The 16,378-nt window shown below is 68.1% G+C and carries 10 protein-coding genes; 9 read left to right on the top strand and 1 reads right to left on the bottom strand.

The window, feature by feature from the left end; all coding sequences use genetic code 11:
• Positions 1–43 precede the first annotated feature (43 nt).
• The 4 genes from QGN30_RS20085 to QGN30_RS20070 are packed head-to-tail and all read left to right on the top strand — an operon-like array spanning position 44 to position 7,743.
• On the top strand, positions 44–1,513 hold the full coding sequence (locus tag QGN30_RS20085; protein WP_085977683.1) for a WS/DGAT/MGAT family O-acyltransferase: 1,470 nt from the start codon (positions 44–46) through the stop codon (positions 1,511–1,513).
• Complete coding sequence (locus QGN30_RS20080) at positions 1,510–3,300, top strand: HAD-IB family hydrolase/lysophospholipid acyltransferase family protein (protein ID WP_248923576.1); 1,791 nt, start codon at positions 1,510–1,512, stop codon at positions 3,298–3,300. Before QGN30_RS20085 ends, QGN30_RS20080 begins: the two co-directional genes overlap by 4 nt.
• A complete protein-coding gene (locus QGN30_RS20075; protein ID WP_014379663.1) occupies positions 3,297–5,651 on the top strand; it encodes a glycerol-3-phosphate 1-O-acyltransferase in 2,355 nt (784 codons plus the stop codon). The genes QGN30_RS20080 and QGN30_RS20075 overlap by 4 nt, the downstream gene beginning before the upstream one ends.
• 28 nt (positions 5,652–5,679) lie before the next feature.
• Positions 5,680–7,743, top strand: coding sequence for a cytochrome c oxidase assembly protein (locus QGN30_RS20070; protein ID WP_014382166.1), 2,064 nt, complete (start codon positions 5,680–5,682; stop codon positions 7,741–7,743).
• On the opposite strand, the gene QGN30_RS20065 is transcribed toward QGN30_RS20070, so the two are convergent.
• A complete protein-coding gene (locus QGN30_RS20065) occupies positions 7,740–7,958 on the bottom strand; it encodes a Txe/YoeB family addiction module toxin (protein ID WP_080588088.1) in 219 nt (72 codons plus the stop codon). The two genes, QGN30_RS20070 and QGN30_RS20065, sit on opposite strands and share 4 nt — an antisense overlap.
• A 166-nt stretch (positions 7,959–8,124) precedes the next feature.
• Between QGN30_RS20065 and QGN30_RS20060 the strand changes: the two genes are divergently transcribed.
• The 5 genes from QGN30_RS20060 to QGN30_RS20040 all read left to right on the top strand — a co-directional run bounded on the left by QGN30_RS20060 (position 8,125) and on the right by QGN30_RS20040 (position 16,338).
• Positions 8,125–8,595, top strand: coding sequence for a single-stranded DNA-binding protein (locus tag QGN30_RS20060; protein WP_014382168.1), 471 nt, complete (start codon positions 8,125–8,127; stop codon positions 8,593–8,595).
• Between the two features lie 77 nt (positions 8,596–8,672).
• Entirely contained in the window at positions 8,673–10,349 is a 1,677-nt protein-coding gene (ettA, locus tag QGN30_RS20055; RefSeq protein ID WP_009955480.1) for an energy-dependent translational throttle protein EttA, read from the top strand.
• A 78-nt stretch (positions 10,350–10,427) separates the two neighbouring features.
• Positions 10,428–15,269, top strand: coding sequence for an NAD-glutamate dehydrogenase (locus QGN30_RS20050; RefSeq protein WP_009955478.1), 4,842 nt, complete (start codon positions 10,428–10,430; stop codon positions 15,267–15,269).
• Positions 15,266–15,679 carry an acyl-CoA thioesterase gene (locus QGN30_RS20045; RefSeq protein WP_008255151.1) on the top strand — a complete coding sequence of 138 codons (414 nt, stop codon included), beginning with the start codon at positions 15,266–15,268 and terminating at the stop codon, positions 15,677–15,679. The genes QGN30_RS20050 and QGN30_RS20045 overlap by 4 nt, the downstream gene beginning before the upstream one ends.
• On the top strand, positions 15,667–16,338 hold the full coding sequence (locus tag QGN30_RS20040; RefSeq protein ID WP_014382170.1) for a hypothetical protein: 672 nt from the start codon (positions 15,667–15,669) through the stop codon (positions 16,336–16,338). Before QGN30_RS20045 ends, QGN30_RS20040 begins: the two co-directional genes overlap by 13 nt.
• The last annotated feature ends 40 nt before the right edge of the window (positions 16,339–16,378 follow it).

The following is a 16,378-nucleotide window of genomic DNA, read 5'->3' as shown; positions in this document are numbered from 1 at the left end:
GCGTGATCGACGGTGACAAGGTTGGTTCGTCGAGTTGATGACCATGACTGAGTCCGTCGAGGCGATCAAACTGTCCGACGAGCTCGGGCCGGTCGACTACCTCATGCACCGGGGCGAAGCGAATCCCCGCACCCGCTCGGGGATCATGGCGCTGGAGCTGTTGGACACCACACCGGACTGGCAGCAGTTCCGGGCCCGGTTCGAGAACGCCTCCCGGCGGGTGCTGCGGCTGCGGCAGAAGGTCGTCGTCCCGACGTTGCCGACGGCCGCGCCGCGCTGGGTGGTCGATCCCGATTTCAACCTGGATTTCCATGTGCGCCGGGTGCGCGTGTCCGAACCCGGGACCCTGCGTGACGTCTTCGACCTCGCCGAGGTCAACCTGCAATCACCGATGGACATCTCCCGGCCGCTGTGGACGGCCACCCTGGTCGAGGGCTTGGCGGACGGGAAGGCGGCGACCCTGTTGCATGTCAGCCACGCCGTCACCGACGGCGTCGGCGGGGTCCAGATGTTCGCCGAGATCTATGACCTCGAGCGCGACCCGCCCGCGAAGCCGACGCTGCCGCTGCCCATCCCTCAAGACCTGACGTCGAATGACCTGATGCGCCAAGGCATTAACCACCTCCCGCTCGCTGTGGTCGGCGGCGTCCTGGGCGCGCTGTCGGGGGCGGTGTCGGCGGCCGGGCGCGCGGTGCTGGAACCGGCGGCCACCGTCTCGGGAATCGTCGGATACGCCATGTCGGGCATGCGGGTCCTCAACCGGGCCGCCGAGCCGTCGCCGCTGCTGCGTCGGCGCAGCCTGACCACCCGCACCGAGGCGATCGACATCCCGCTCTCCGACCTGCACAGGGCCGCCAAAGCCGGCGGCGGATCGATAAACGACGCCTACCTCGCCGGACTGTGTGGAGCCTTGCGCCGGTACCACGAGGCGTTCGGCGTGCCGATCAGCACGCTGCCGATGGCGGTGCCGGTCAACCTTCGGGCCGAAGCGGACAACGCCGGCGGCAACCGGTTCACCGGTGTCAACCTGGCCGCGCCGATCGGCACCGTCGATCCGGTCTCCCGCATGAAGAAGATCCGCGCGCAGATGACCCAGCGCCGCGACGAGCCCGCGATGAACATCATCGGTTCTTTTGCGCCGGTGCTCAGCGTCTTGCCCACCGCCGTGCTGGAGGGCCTCACCGGCTCGGTGATCGGTTCGGACGTGCAGGCCAGCAATCTGCCCGTCTTTCCGGGAGACACCTACCTCGCGGGCGCAAAAGTCTTGCGGCAGTATGGTATCGGCCCGCTGCCGGGCGTGGCGATGATGGTGGTGTTGATCTCGCGTGGCGGGTGGTGCACCATCACCGTGCGCTACGACAGGGCCTCGGTACGCAACGACGCGCTGTTCGCCCAGTGCCTGCTCGACGGTTTCGACGAAATCCTGGCGCTGGCCGGTGATCCGCCGCCGCGCGCGGTCCCCGCCTCGTTCACCGAGTCGGCCGTGTCGTCTCGATCGGCGTCGGGCTCATGAGCGCATCCAAAGAGCGGGCCGACGACACCCCGGAAAGCGGGGCGGACATGCGACTGCCCGGCTCGGTGGCCGAGATCATGGCCAGCCCCGCCGGCGCGAAAATCGGCGCGTTCTTCGACCTGGACGGCACCTTGGTCGCCGGGTTCACCGCGGTCATCCTGACCCAGGAGCGGCTGCTGCGCCGCGACATGGGCGTGGGGGAACTGCTCGGCATGGTCCAGGCCGGCCTGAGCCACACCCTGGGGCGCATCGAGTTCGAGGACCTCATCGGCAAGGCCGCCGCGGCGCTGGCGGGCCGGTTGATCGACGACTTGGACGAGATCGGCGAGCGGCTGTTCGTCCAGCGCATCGAGTCGCGGATCTACCCCGAGATGCGCGAGCTGGTGCGCGCTCACATGGCCCGCGGGCACACCGTGGTGCTCAGCTCGTCCGCGCTGACCATCCAGGTCAATCCGGTCGCGCGGTTCCTCGGCATCCCCAACACGCTCACCAACAAATTCGAGACCACCGAAGACGGCATACTCACCGGCGGTGTCCAGAAGCCGATCCTGTGGGGTCCGGGCAAAGCCGCTGCGGTGCAACGCTTTGCGGCCGAGCACGACATCGATCTCAAGGACAGCTACTTCTACGCCGACGGCGACGAGGACGTCGCGCTGATGTATCTGGTCGGCAATCCGCGGCCGACGAATCCCGAAGGCAAGATGGCGGCGGTGGCCAAGCGCCGCGGCTGGCCGATTTTGCGGTTCAGCAGCCGCGGTCCGGTGGGCCTGCGGCGCCAGGTGCGCACGCTTGCCGGGGTCGGCTCGATCGTCCCCGTCGGGGCCGGGGCGGTGGCGATGGGTGTGCTGACCGGAAGCCGGCGGCGCGGCGCCAATTTCTTCACCTCCGTGTTCTCCCAAACGGTGCTCGCGACCACCGGAGTGCATCTCAATGTCGTCGGGAAAGAGAACCTGACCGCGCAGCGTCCGGCCGTCTTTATCTACAACCACCGCAACCAGGTTGACCCCGTCATCGCCGGAGCGCTGGTCAACGACAACTGGGTCGCCGTGGCCAAGAAGGAGCTGCAGAAGAACCCGATCATGGCCCTGCTCGGTAAGGCCCTGGACGGGGTGTTCATCGACCGGGACGACTCGGCCTCCGCGCTCGAGACGATGCGCACGGTCGAGGAGAGGGCCAAGAACGGGCTTTCCATTTTGATGGCCCCGGAGGGCACCCGGCTCGACACCACCGAGGTCGGTCCGTTCAAGAAGGGGCCGTTCCGCCTCGCGTTGGCCGCGGGCATTCCGATCGTCCCGATCGTGATCCGCAATGCCGAGCTCGTTGCCGCCAGGAACTCGGCCATCATCAACCCCGGCACGGTCGACGTCGCGGTCTTTCCTCCGATCTCGGTGCAGGACTGGACAGTTGACACACTCCCCGAGCGCATCGAAGAGGTGCGTCAGCTGTATCTGGACACGCTCGCCAACTGGCCCGTCGGCGAACTGCCCGAGGTCGACCTGTACGCCGAAAAGAAGGCGGCCGCCCAAGCCCGCAGCCGGGCCGCCAAGACCACCGCCAAGAAGGCCGGCGCCAAGAAGGCCGCCGCGAAAAAGGGCGCCGCGAAAAAGGGCGCCGCGAAAAAGGCCCCGGCCAAAGCGGCGAGCAAGTCCCCCGCGAAAAAGGCTGCGCCCAAGGCGAATCCGAACGCATCCGAGGTTGCTCTCAAGGACGGTGAGGTGCAACAGCCCGCCGCGGACGGAACCGTCGGCGCCGAATCACCGGAATCGCCGCCCCGAGGGCATCCATGACCGAACCGGCGGCAGATACCAGCGCCATCCTCGCCGAAACCGACTCGCTGGTATTGGCGTCGATGGCCTCGCCGATCGAAATGGAACTGGTCACGACGTGGCTGGATCAACGGCGTGCCGCCCACCCGGGCGCGAACTTCGACCTGGTCACGCTGCCCGCGCTCGACGCGCCGCCCGAAGCGATGACATCTTTGGCCGAGCAGCTCGAGTCGGGGGAGGACCGTTCGATCGTGCCGGTGCGGGTGTTTTGGCTACCCCCGCCGGATCGCGGGCGTCTCGCGAGGCTGACCGGCCTGCTGCCCGGCCGGGATCCCTACCACCCCAACCAACGCATGCAGGCCCAGATCCTGCGCGACGCACCCCAGCGGGCGCGGGTGGTGGCCGGGGAATCGGCCACGGTCTCCGAACTCCGCCGGCAGTGGCGTGACACCACCGTCGGGGACGACAAGAGCGACTTCGCCCAATTCGTGATCCGCCGCGCGATCTTGGCGATGGAACGCGTCGAGTACCGGATCCTCGGGCCGCAGTACAAGTCGCCACGCCTGGTGAAGCCGGAGATCTTGGCGTCCAACCGGTTTCGCGCCGGCCTGGCAAAGATCCCGGGCGCTACCGTCGACGAGGCCGGGAAGATGCTCGACGAACTCGCCACCGGGTGGAGCAGGGCGTCGGTCGACCTGGTCTCGGTGCTCGGCAGGATGATCAGCCGCGGGTTCGATCCCGAGATCGACTACGACGAGTACCAGGTCGCCGCGATGCGCACCGGCCTGGAAGCCCACCCGGCGGTGCTGTTGTTTTCCCATCGGTCCTATATCGACGGCGCCGTGGTGCCGGTGGCCATGCAGGAGAACCGGTTACCGCCGGTGCATGTCTTCGCCGGGATCAACCTGTCGTTCGGGGCGATGGGGCCACTGCTGCGGCGTTCCGGTGTCATCTTCATCCGCCGCAACATCGGCAACGACCAGTTGTACAAGTACGTGCTGCGCGAATACGTCGGCTACATCGTCGAAAAGCGGTTCAACCTGAGCTGGTCCATCGAGGGCACCCGCTCGCGGACCGGAAAGATGCTGCCGCCCAAGCTCGGTCTGCTGGCCTACGTCGCCGACGCGTACCTGGATGGGCGCAGCGAAGACATTCTGCTGCAACCGGTTTCGATCAGCTTCGACCAGCTGCACGAGACCGCCGAATACGCCGCCTACGCCCGAGGCGGGGAGAAGACCCCCGAGGGTGTCGGCTGGTTGTACAACTTCATCAGGGCGCAGGGCGAACGCAACTACGGCAAGATTTACGTCCGGTTCCCCGAAGCGGTGTCGATGCGCCAGTACCTCGGCGCCCCGCATGGCCCGCTCACGCAGGACCCGGACGCCAAACGGCTTGCCCTGCAGAAGATGTCGTTCGAGGTCGCCTGGCGGATCCTGCAGGCGACGCCGGTGACGGCGACGGGTCTGGTGTGCGCCCTGCTGTTGACCACGCGCGGCGCGGCGCTGACGCTGGGCCAGCTGCACCACACGCTGCAGGACTCGCTGGACTATCTGGAACGCAAACAGAATCCGATGTCCACCAGCGCATTGCGCCTGCGCTCGCACGACGGTGTCCGGGCGGCGGTCGACGCCCTGTCCAACGGGCACCCAATCACCCGGGTCGACGGCGGCCGGGAGCCGGTGTGGCACATCGCGCCCGAACACCAGCACGCCGCCGCGTTCTACCGCAACTCGGTGATCCACGCCTTCCTGGAGACCTCGATCGTGGAGCTCGCGCTGGCCCACGCCAGGCACGCCGAGGGCGACCGCATGGCGGCGTTCTGGGCCCAGGCGACGCGGCTGCGCGATCTGCTGAAGTTCGACTTCTATTTCGCGGACTCGGCGACCTTCCGGGACCACATCGCCGAAGAGATGGCGTGGCACGACAACTGGCAAGCCCACGTCGCCGCCGGCGGCGAGGAGATCGACGCCCTGCTGTTCGCCAAGCGTCCGCTGATGGCCGACGCGATGCTGCGGGTGTTCTTCGAGGCCTACGAGATCGTCGCCGACGTGCTCCGCGACGCCTCGGCCGACATCGGCCACCAGGAACTGACCGACTTGGCGCTGGGCGTCGGCCGGCAATATGTGGCCCAGACCCGGGTCCGCAGCAGCGAATCGGTTTCGACGCTGTTGTTCGCCACCGCGCGCCAGGTTGTCGAGGATCAGGACCTGATCGGCCCCGCCCCGGACCTGGCCGAACGGCGAGCCGCCTTCCTGCGCGAATTGCGCGACATTCTCCGGGACTCCAACTACGTCGGACGCATTGCCCGGGATCAGTTCGTGGCCCGCGAGCTCAAGGCGCGTCAGGACCGGCTGGGCAGCCGACCCGGGTAGCCGGCAGCCGCGCCCATACCCTGGGTGTATGACCGTCGCTCCGCCGGCCGGCACGGCCACGACCGCGGCCTCGTCCCAGCGCCGCGCGCTGGTGTGGCCGGCGCTGGCCGGCGTCGCGGCCCTGGCGGGCTGCACGGCCGCCGGGATCGGGACGCTCTCGCTGGCAAGCGCGCTGACCGCGACGGGCCTGCCCGACCCGGGCCCGGTGACCACGCTGGGGTTGCCGTTCGTTCGTGCGGCGGGGGAGATCGCCGCGGTCCTCGCGGTCGGGTCGTTCCTGTTCGCCGCCTTCCTGGTGCCGCCGCAACGCAGCGGCGTCCTCGACGCCGACGGCTACCGCGCGCTGCGGTTGGGGACGGTGGCGTCGGGGGTGTGGGCGGTGTGTGCGGCCCTACTGGTCCCACTGACCATCTCCGACGTGTCCGGTCGCGCGGTCGTCGACATCGGCCCGGCGCGCATCTGGTCGTTGGCGGGTCTGATCGCCACCGCCTCGGCCTGGCGCTGGACCGCGATCCTGGCCGCCGTGATCACGGTGGCGAGCCTGTCGGTGCTGCGCTGGTCGTGGACGCCGGTGTTGCTCGCCGCGTCGGTGCTGACGCTGATCCCGCTCGGCCTGACCGGTCATTCGTCGGCCGGCGGCTCGCACGACCTGGCCACCAACGGCCTGCTGATCCACCTGGTCGCCGCCAGCCTGTGGGCCGGTGGCCTGCTCGCCTTGCTCGCCCACGCCCTGCGTGGCGGCGCCCACACCGGCCTGGCGGCGCGGCGCTTCTCGTCGATCGCGCTGTGGTGTTGGGTGGCGATGGCGTTGAGCGGACTGGTCAACGCCCTGGTGCGGGTCCAGCCCGGCGATTTGCTCACCACCGGTTATGGGCGCCTGGTGGTCGCCAAGTTCGTCGCGCTATGCCTGTTGGGTGGCGTCGGCTGGCGCCAGCGGCGCGTGAGTGTGGCTGCGCTGCAGGCGGATCCGAGCCCGTCGCGGGCGCGCGCCGCGCTGGCCAGGCTGGCGCTGATCGAGGCCGCGCTCTTCGGCCTCACGTTCGGCATCGCCGTCGGGCTGAGCCGCACCGCGCCGCCGCCCCCGCCGGCCCGGCTGCCGTCGGTCCCCGAAGCCGAGATCGGTTACGACTTCGACGGGCCACCGACCGTGGCACGCATTCTCTTCGACTGGCGCTTCGATCTGATCTTCGGCACCGCGGCCATCGTCCTCGCCGCGCTCTATGTGGCAGGCCTGGTGCGGCTGCGCCGGCGCGGCGACAGGTGGCCGCCGGGCCGGACCGTGTCCTGGCTGCTCGGCTGCCTGGCGTTGCTGTTCGTGACGTCCTCGGGAATCGGGCGCTACATGCCGGCGATGTTCAGCATGCACATGGTGGTCCACATGTGCCTGTCGATGCTGGTGCCGATCCTGTTGGCGCTGGGCGCTCCGGTCACCCTGGCGTTGCGGGCGCTGCCCGCGGCGGGGCGCGACGATCCGCCGGGCATGCGGGAGTGGCTGCTGGCCGGGCTGCACAGTCGCTTCTCGCGATTCCTCACCAACCCCGTGGTGGCCACGGTGCTGTTCGTCGCCGGGTTCTACGGGCTGTACCTGTCCAACCTCTTCGACATCACCGCGAGCAGTCACGCCGGGCACCTGGCGATGAACCTGCACTTCCTGCTGAGCGGCTACCTGTTCTATTGGGTGGTGATCGGGGTGGACCCGACACCGCGACCGATCCCGCCGCTGGCCAAGGTGGCCGTGGTGTTCGCGTCGCTACCGCTGCACGCGTTCTTCGGGGTGGTGTTGATGGGCACCAAGAAGGTGCTCGGCGCCGACTACTACCGCTCGCTGGGTCTGAGCTGGCACACCGACCTGCTGGGTGACCAGCGGCTGGGCGGCGGCATCGCCTGGTCGGCGGGGGAATTTCCGCTGGTGATCGTGATGCTGGCGCTGCTGGTGCAGTGGGCGCGCAGCGACCGTCGCACCGCCAAACGATTGGACCGGGCCGCCGACCGCGACGATGACGCCGAGCTGGCGGCCTACAACGCGATGCTGAGCCGGCTGGCGCAGCGCGAGGGGTCGGGACCGGCGCGCGAGGGGTCCGCCACCGACTAGGTGTGGTGATACCGGGCCTGGAGGATCTGTAGGTCATTGCCGACGACCCGATAGACGAGCCGGTGTTCGTGGGTAATTCGCCGAGACCAGGCGCCGACGAGCCCGTATTTCAGCGGCTCAGGCTTGCCGATGCCCGCCTGCGGCGACCGGCAAGCCTCCGCGATGAGCCTGTTGATCCGCTCGGGCACGGCCCGGTCGGCCGTCTGCCAGTGCAGGTAGTCGTTTCACGCCTTCCAATCATCGGCGGATATCAGCATCGATCCACAGTCACGGTTTCGTCCACAGGGCGGATGGGCCGGCGCCCGTTGCCCCGTCGAGCCGTCGGTGCCGCCGCGCTTACTGGCAGCCATAGCCACAAAAGCAATCGAAAGGGATCAACCCATGTTTGAAACACCGCTCACCGTCGTCGGCCACATCGTCAACAACCCGGAGCGACGGCAGGTCGGCACCCAGGAGGTCATGAAGTTCCGCGTGGCCAGCAATTCGCGCCGGCGCACGGCCGAGCGCGGCTGGGAGCCCGGCAACTCGCTGTTCATCAACGTCAATTGCTGGGGCAAGTTGGTCACCGGAGTGGGGGCCGCGCTGGGCAAGGGCGCACCGGTGATCGTGGTGGGCCACGTCTACACCAGCGAGTACGAGGACCGCGACGGCAACCGCCGCTCGTCACTGGAGATGCGGGCGACCTCCGTCGGGCCGGACGTGTCGCGCGCGATCGTCCGGATCGAGAAGCCCGGATACACCGGTCCGACCACCGCGGATGCCATTGCGGCGAGCGGACCGGCGGACGCCGACGGCGACACCACCGAGGCCGACGACGGCGCGGGCGGTGACGGACTGCCTCTCTCGGCTTAGCCGTCCCCCGGCGGTGCCTAGGATGGTCCGCGGGGATCCCCCCGATACCCGCAAGACCAGAAAGGCACAACCGCGGCATGGCTGAGTTCATCTACACGATGAAGAAGGTCCGCAAGGCGCACGGCGACAAGGTGATCCTGGACGACGTCACGTTGAGCTTCTATCCAGGCGCCAAGATCGGCGTCGTTGGGCCCAACGGCGCCGGCAAGTCGAGCGTCTTGCGGATCATGGCGGGCCTGGACAAGCCGAACAACGGTGACGCCTTCCTGGCCAACGACGCGACCGTCGGCATCCTGCTGCAGGAGCCGCCGCTGAACGAGGAGAAGACCGTTCGCGGCAACGTCGAAGAGGGCCTGGGCGAGATCAAGGTCAAGCTCGACCGCTTCAACGAGGTCGCCGAGCTGATGGCCACCGACTACTCCGACGAGCTGATGGAGGAGATGGGCCGGCTGCAGGAGGAGCTCGACCATGCCGACGCGTGGGACCTCGACTCGCAGCTCGAGCAGGCCATGGACGCGCTGCGCTGCCCGCCGCCCGACGAGCCGGTGACCAACCTGTCCGGTGGTGAGCGCCGCCGCGTCGCGCTGTGCAAGCTGCTGCTGTCCAAGCCCGACCTGCTGCTCCTCGACGAGCCCACCAACCACCTCGACGCCGAGAGCGTGCAGTGGCTCGAACAGCACCTCGCCTCATATGCGGGCGCGATCCTGGCGGTCACCCACGACCGGTACTTCCTGGACAACGTCGCCGAATGGATCCTGGAACTCGACCGCGGCCGCGCCTACCCGTACGAGGGCAACTACTCCACGTACCTGGAGAAGAAGGCCGAACGGCTCGCGGTGCAGGGGCGCAAGGACGCCAAGCTGCAGAAGCGGTTGACCGAGGAGCTGGCGTGGGTGCGCTCCGGGGCCAAGGCGCGCCAGGCCAAGAGCAAGGCACGGCTGCAGCGCTACGAGGAGATGGCCGCCGAGGCCGAGAAGACGCGCAAGCTCGACTTCGAGGAGATCCAGATCCCGGTCGGTCCGCGGCTGGGCAACGTGGTGGTCGAGGTCGAGCACCTCGACAAGGGCTACGGCGGGCGCACCCTCATCAAGGACCTGTCGTTCACCCTGCCGCGCAACGGCATCGTCGGGGTCATCGGCCCCAACGGCGTCGGAAAGACCACGCTGTTCAAAACCATCGTCGGTCTCGAGGAGCCGGACAGCGGCACGGTCAAGGTCGGCGAGACGGTCAAGCTGAGCTACGTCGACCAGACCCGCGCGGGCATCGATCCGAAGAAGAACGTCTGGGAGGTCGTCTCCGACGGGCTGGACCACATCGTCGTCGGCCAGACCGAGGTGCCGTCGCGGGCCTACGTGTCGGCGTTCGGGTTCAAGGGCCCAGACCAGCAGAAGCCGGCCGGCGTTCTCTCGGGCGGCGAGCGCAACCGGCTCAACCTCGCGCTGACGCTCAAGCAGGGCGGAAACCTCATCCTGCTCGACGAGCCCACCAACGACCTCGACGTCGAAACCCTGAGCTCGCTGGAGAACGCCCTCGAGCAGTTCCCCGGCTGCGCGGTGGTGATTTCGCACGACCGGTGGTTCCTGGACCGCACCTGCACCCACATCCTGGCGTGGGAGGGTGACGACGACAACGAGGCCAAGTGGTTCTGGTTCGAGGGCAACTTCGGGGCATACGAGGAAAACAAGATCGAACGGCTGGGCGCCGAGGCGGCGCGGCCGCACAGAGTGACCCACCGCAAGCTGACGCGCGACTAGTGTCGGCTCTGCCCCCCGCCGCGCGGGAACGGGGCGTTTGAGCGCAGTGACAACCGTCGCCAGTTGGGAGCAGTCGGCATGACGATCGATCCCGGAGCCAAACAGGACCTCGAGCCATGGACGACGTTCACCCAGCAGCAGGACATTCCCCAGTGGATCTCCAAAGCCTATGTGGAGAGCTATCGCGGTCCGCATAGCGACCAGTCCGGCGGCGCGGAGACCAGGCCCATCGACCTGACGGTCCCGGCGGCGATCGTCACCCCGGCCATGCTGAGCGCGCACTACCGGCTCGGCCAGCACCGCCCCGACGGCGAAAGCCGCGTCGCCGTCTACCCCGCGGAGGACCCCGCCGGGTTCGGGCCGGCGCTGCAGGTCGTCACCGACCACGGCGGCATGCTGATGGATTCGGTCACCGTGCTGCTGCATCGGCTCGGCGTTCCCTATACGGCGATCATGACGCCGGTGTTCGACGTGCACCGCAATCCCGCCGGCGATCTGCTCAGCGTCGAAGCGAAGCCCGAGGGGGCATCGCAATACGCCGGCGAGGCGTGGATCCACGTGCAGCTCCTGCCTTCCGTCGACAGCAAGGGGCTCACCGAGGTCGAGCGGCTGCTGCCCCGGGTTCTCGCCGACGTGCAACAGGTCGCCAGCGACGCGTCGGGCCTGATCGCCGCGCTGAATGACCTCGCCGCCCAGGTCGAAGCCAACGCGCAGGACCGCTTCTCGGCGCCGGACCGCGACGACGTCGCGGCCCTGCTGCGCTGGCTGGGCAACGGGAATTTCCTGCTGCTCGGCTATCAACGCTGCCACGTGCACGACGGCCGCGTCTCGGGTGACGGGACGCCCGGGCTCGGCGTGCTGCGCACCCGCACCGGCTCGCGCCCCCGGCTGACCGACGACGACCGGCTGCTGGTCCTGGCGCAATCCGTGGTGGGCAGCTACCTGCGCTACGGCGCCTACCCGTACGCCATCGCCGTTCGCGAATACGCCGACGGCGGCGTGCTCGAGCACCGCTTCGTCGGGCTGTTCACGGTTGCCGCCATGAACGCCGACGTCCTGGAGATCCCCACGATCTCGCGCCGGGTCCGCGAGGCGCTGGCGATGGCCGACAGCGACCCGATCCACCCCGGCCAGCTTTTGCTCGACGTCATCCAAACCGTTCCGCGCTCGGAACTGTTCACGCTCAGCGCCGAACGGTTGTTGGCGATGGCCAAAGCGGTGGTGGATCTGGGTCCGCAGCGAAATGCGTTGTTGTTCCTGCGCGCCGACAGCCTCCAGTACTTCGTTTCCTGCCTGGTGTATCTGCCCCGCGACCGCTACACCACGGCGGTGCGGCTGCAGATCGAAGACATCCTGGTACACGAATTCGGCGGCACCCGCCTGGAATTCACCGCGCGGGTCAGCGAATCACCGTGGGCGCTCATGCATTTCATGGTGCGCCTGCCTTCCGATGACCCCGGCGCCACGCCGGTCGACGTCTCCGAGGACAACCGGATCCGCATCCAGGGCATGCTGAGCGAAGCGGCGCGCACCTGGACCGACCGGCTGATCGCCGCCGCCGCCGAAGGCTCCGTCGGGCACGCCGACGCGGAGTACTACGCGGACGCCTTTCCCGAGGTCTACAAGCAGGCCGTCACACCGGCCGATGCCATCGATCACATCGCGATCATCAAAGAGCTGCACGACAATTCGGTCAAGCTGGTGTTCCTCGAAGGCGAGGACGGATCCGCCCAGCTGACCTGGTTCCTGGGCGGGCGCACCGCCTCGCTGAGCCAGCTGCTGCCGATGCTACAGAGCATGGGCGTGGTGGTGCTCGAGGAGCGGCCGTTCACGGTCACCCGCTCCGACGGGCTGCCGGTGTGGATCTATCAGTTCAAGATATCCCCGCACCCGACCATCGAGTCGGCGTCGACGCAAGCCGAGCGCGACGAGATGGCCGAGCGATTCGCCGACGCCGTCACCGCGATCTGGCAGGGACGCCTCGAGATCGACCGCTTCAACGAGCTGGTGATGCGCGCGGGGCTGCGCTGGCAACAGGTCGTGCTCTTGCGCGCCTACGCAAAGTACTTGCGGCAGGCCAGCTTTCCCTACAGCCAGTCCTACATCGAATCGGTGCTCAACGAGCACCCGTCGACCGCGCGGTCCCTGGTCGCGCTGTTCGAGGCGCTGTTCGACCCGAACCCGAGTTCCTCGACCGGCCGTGACGCGCAGGCGGCCGCCGCCGCGGTCGCCGCCGACATCGACGCCCTGGTGGGTCTGGACACCGACCGCATCCTGCGCGCCTTCGCGTCGCTGGTGCAGGCGACGCTGCGCACCAATTACTTTGTGACACGCGAAGGTTCGGCCCGGGCCCGCAACGTGCTGGCGATCAAACTAGACGCTCAGCTGGTCGACGAGCTGCCGTTGCCGCGCCCCAAGTACGAGATCTTCGTCTATTCGCCGCGGGTCGAAGGCGTGCACCTGCGGTTCGGCCCGGTGGCCCGCGGCGGCCTGCGCTGGTCGGACCGTCGCGACGACTTCCGCACCGAAATCCTGGGCCTGGTCAAAGCGCAAGCGGTCAAGAACGCGGTCATCGTGCCCGTCGGGGCCAAGGGCGGATTCGTCGTCAAGCGGCCACCGTTGCCCACCGGGGACGCCGCGGCCGACCGGGACGCCACCCGCGCCGAGGGCGTCGCCTGCTATCAGCTGTTCATCTCCGGCCTGCTCGACGTCACCGACAACGTTGACCACGCGACCGGAAAGGTCAACCCGCCAACGGAAGTCATCCGTCGCGACGGCGACGACGCCTACCTGGTGGTGGCGGCGGACAAGGGCACCGCCACGTTCTCCGACATCGCCAACGACGTCGCCAAGTCCTACGGCTTCTGGCTGGGCGACGCGTTCGCGTCCGGCGGCTCGGTCGGCTACGACCACAAGGCCATGGGCATCACCGCCAAGGGCGCGTGGGAGGCCGTCAAGCGACACTTCCGGGAGATGGACGTCGACACCCAGACCGAGGACTTCACCGTGGTCGGCATCGGCGACATGAGCGGTGACGTCTTCGGCAACGGCATGCTGCTGAGCAAGCACATCCGCCTACTCGCCGCCTTCGACCACCGGCACATCTTCCTCGACCCCGACCCCGATGCCGCGGCCTCGTGGGAGGAACGCCGGCGGATGTTCGAGCTGCCGCGCTCCAGCTGGGACGACTACGACACGTCGCTGATCAGCGAGGGCGGCGGGGTGTACAGCCGGGAGCACAAGTCCATTCCGGTCAGCCCCCAGGTCCGCGACGTGTTGGGCATCGGCGGTGACGTCACCGAGATGACCCCGCCCAACCTGATCAAGGCCATCCTGCAGGCGCCGGTGGACCTGTTGTTCAACGGGGGGATTGGCACCTACATCAAGGCCGAGTCCGAATCCGATTCCGACGTCGGTGACCGCGCCAACGATCCGGTGCGGGTCAACGGTTCTCAGGTTCGCGCCAAGGTGATCGGCGAGGGCGGCAACCTCGGGGTGACCGCCTTGGGCCGCGTCGAGTTCGACCTGGCCGGCGGCCGGATCAACACCGACGCGATGGACAACTCGGCCGGCGTGGACTGCTCCGACCACGAGGTCAACATCAAGATTCTGATCGACTCCCTGGTCACCGCCGGCAAGGTCAAGCCGGAGGAACGCAAGCCGCTGCTGGAGTCGATGACCGACGAGGTCGCCCAACTGGTGCTCACCGACAACGAGGACCAGAACGACCTGATCGGCACCAGCCGGGCGAACGCGGCCAGCCTGCTTCCGGTGCACGCCAGGCTGATCCAGTACCTGGTCGACGAGCGCGGCATCAACCGGGAACTCGAAGCGCTGCCGTCGGAAAAGGAGATTCAGCGGCGGTCCGAGGCCGGCATCGGGCTCACCTCACCGGAGATGTGCACCCTGATGGCGCACGTGAAGCTGGGGCTCAAAGAGGAGATGCTCGAAACCGAACTGACCGAACAGGACGTGTTCGCGTCCCGGTTGCCCCTGTACTTTCCGAAACCGTTGCGGGAACGGTTCACCGGCGAGATCCGCACCCACCAGCTGCGCCGCGAGATCGTCACCACCATGCTGATCAACGACCTCGTGGACGCCGCCGGCATCAGCTACGCCTTCCGGATCACCGAAGACGTCGGGGTCGGGTCGGTCGACGCGGTGCGCACCTACGTCGCCACCGACGCCATCTTCGGCGTGAGCGAGATCTGGCGCCGCATCCGCGCGGAGAATCTGCCGGTCGCCCTGTCGGATCGGCTCACCCTGGACACCCGACGCCTGATCGACCGCGCCGGACGCTGGCTGCTCAACTACCGCCCACAGCCATTGGCGGTCGGCGCCGAGATCAACCGGTTCGCCGCCAAAGTGAAGGCGCTGACGCCGCGGATGTCGGAATGGCTGCGCGGTGACGACAAGGCCATCGTGGAAAAGGAAGCCGCGGAATTCGCCTCCCAGGGCGCGCCCAAAGACCTGGCCTACACGGTGGCCGCCGGGCTCTACCACTTCAGCCTGCTCGACATCATCGACATCGGCGACATCAACGACATCGACGCCGCCGAGGTGGCCGACACCTATTTCGCCCTGATGGACCGGCTCGGCACCGACGGCCTGCTGACGGCGGTCTCCGAGCTGCCCCGCAGGGACCGCTGGCACTCGTTGGCGCGCTTGGCAATCCGTGACGACATCTACGCCTCGCTGCGGTCGCTGTGCTTCGATGTGCTCGCCGTGGGGGAGCCCGACGAAAGCGGTGAAGAGAAGATCGCCGAGTGGGAGCACCTGTCCGCGTCCAGGGTCGAGCGGGCCCGACGGACGCTCCTTGAGATCCAGGAAAACGGGGACAAGGATCTCGCGACGCTGTCCGTCGCCGCGCGACAAATCCGTCGCATGACCCGCACGAGCGGAAGAGGTTCATCGAGTTGAGCATCGGCTTCGTCGCGCCCGTGCTGGTGCGCTGGTCGGACATCGACATGTACCAGCACATCAACCACGCCACCATGGTCACCATCCTCGAAGAGGCGCGGGTGCAGTTCCTGCGCGAGGCGTTCGAGGTCGACATCTTGACGATCGGGTTGCTCATCGCCGAGGTCAAGGTCACCTACAAGGGTCAGCTTCGGCTGGCCGATTCTCCGCTGCAGGTGACGATGTGGACCAAGCGGTTGCGGGCGGTCGACTTCACGCTGGGCTACGAAGTGCGTTCGGTCAACGCGGATCCGGACTCGAAGCCCGCCGTCATCGCCGAGTCGCAACTGGCCGCCGTCCACATCGAGGAGGAGCGGCTGGTGCGGCTCTCGCCGCAGCATCGGGAGTATCTGCAGCGGTGGATCAGGTAGCCGACCGCGGCCTGTGGCTGGGCGCGCAATTTCGGGCCGAGCACCGCCGGGATCTCGCCGCGTTCCTCGAGCGCGCGCTGCGACTCGACGATGCGGCGATCATTCGCTTGCGGACCCGATCCGAAGGGCTCCTGACCGCCTGGGTCGCAACGGGTTTCGACGTGCTGGCCAGCAGGGTGGTGCCGGGCGAGGTCCGGCCCTCGGACCTGTCCGTGGGTGCGGATGCGCTGGCGCGCGGCCTGGCCGCGATGGACGACTCGGGTTACGTCGATCCCGGATTCGCGATGGACTCGGCGTGGCGGGGCGCCCTGCCCCCGGAATCCGGATTCACCCACATCGAGGACATCCCGGCCAGGGTGGTGCTCGGTCTGGCCCAAAGCGGCGCGCGACTTGCCAAGGAGCACAGCAGCTCTCACGGCCCGCCGGTGTCGCTGCTCGACCAGGAGGTCATCCAGGTGAGTTCCGCCGACGTACACGTGGGGCTGCCGATGCGCTGCGTGTTCGCGCTGACCGCGATGGGTTTCCTGCCGCAGTCACCCGATGCCGTCGACGCCCAGGAATTGATCCGGGTCCGCATCACGCCGACGTGGCTGCGCCTGGACGCCCGGTTCGGTTCGGTGTATCGCCGCCGCGGCGACCCGGCGCTGCTGCTGGGCTGACGCCCGGGTTTGGGAACGAAATCAGGCTGAGTTTAAACGC

Source organism: Mycobacterium sp. 3-98 (assembly GCF_035918355.1).
In the GTDB taxonomy this organism is placed as follows: Bacteria; Actinomycetota; Actinomycetes; order Mycobacteriales; family Mycobacteriaceae; genus Mycobacterium; species Mycobacterium intracellulare.
This window is presented reverse-complemented; position numbering and strand designations above follow the sequence as displayed.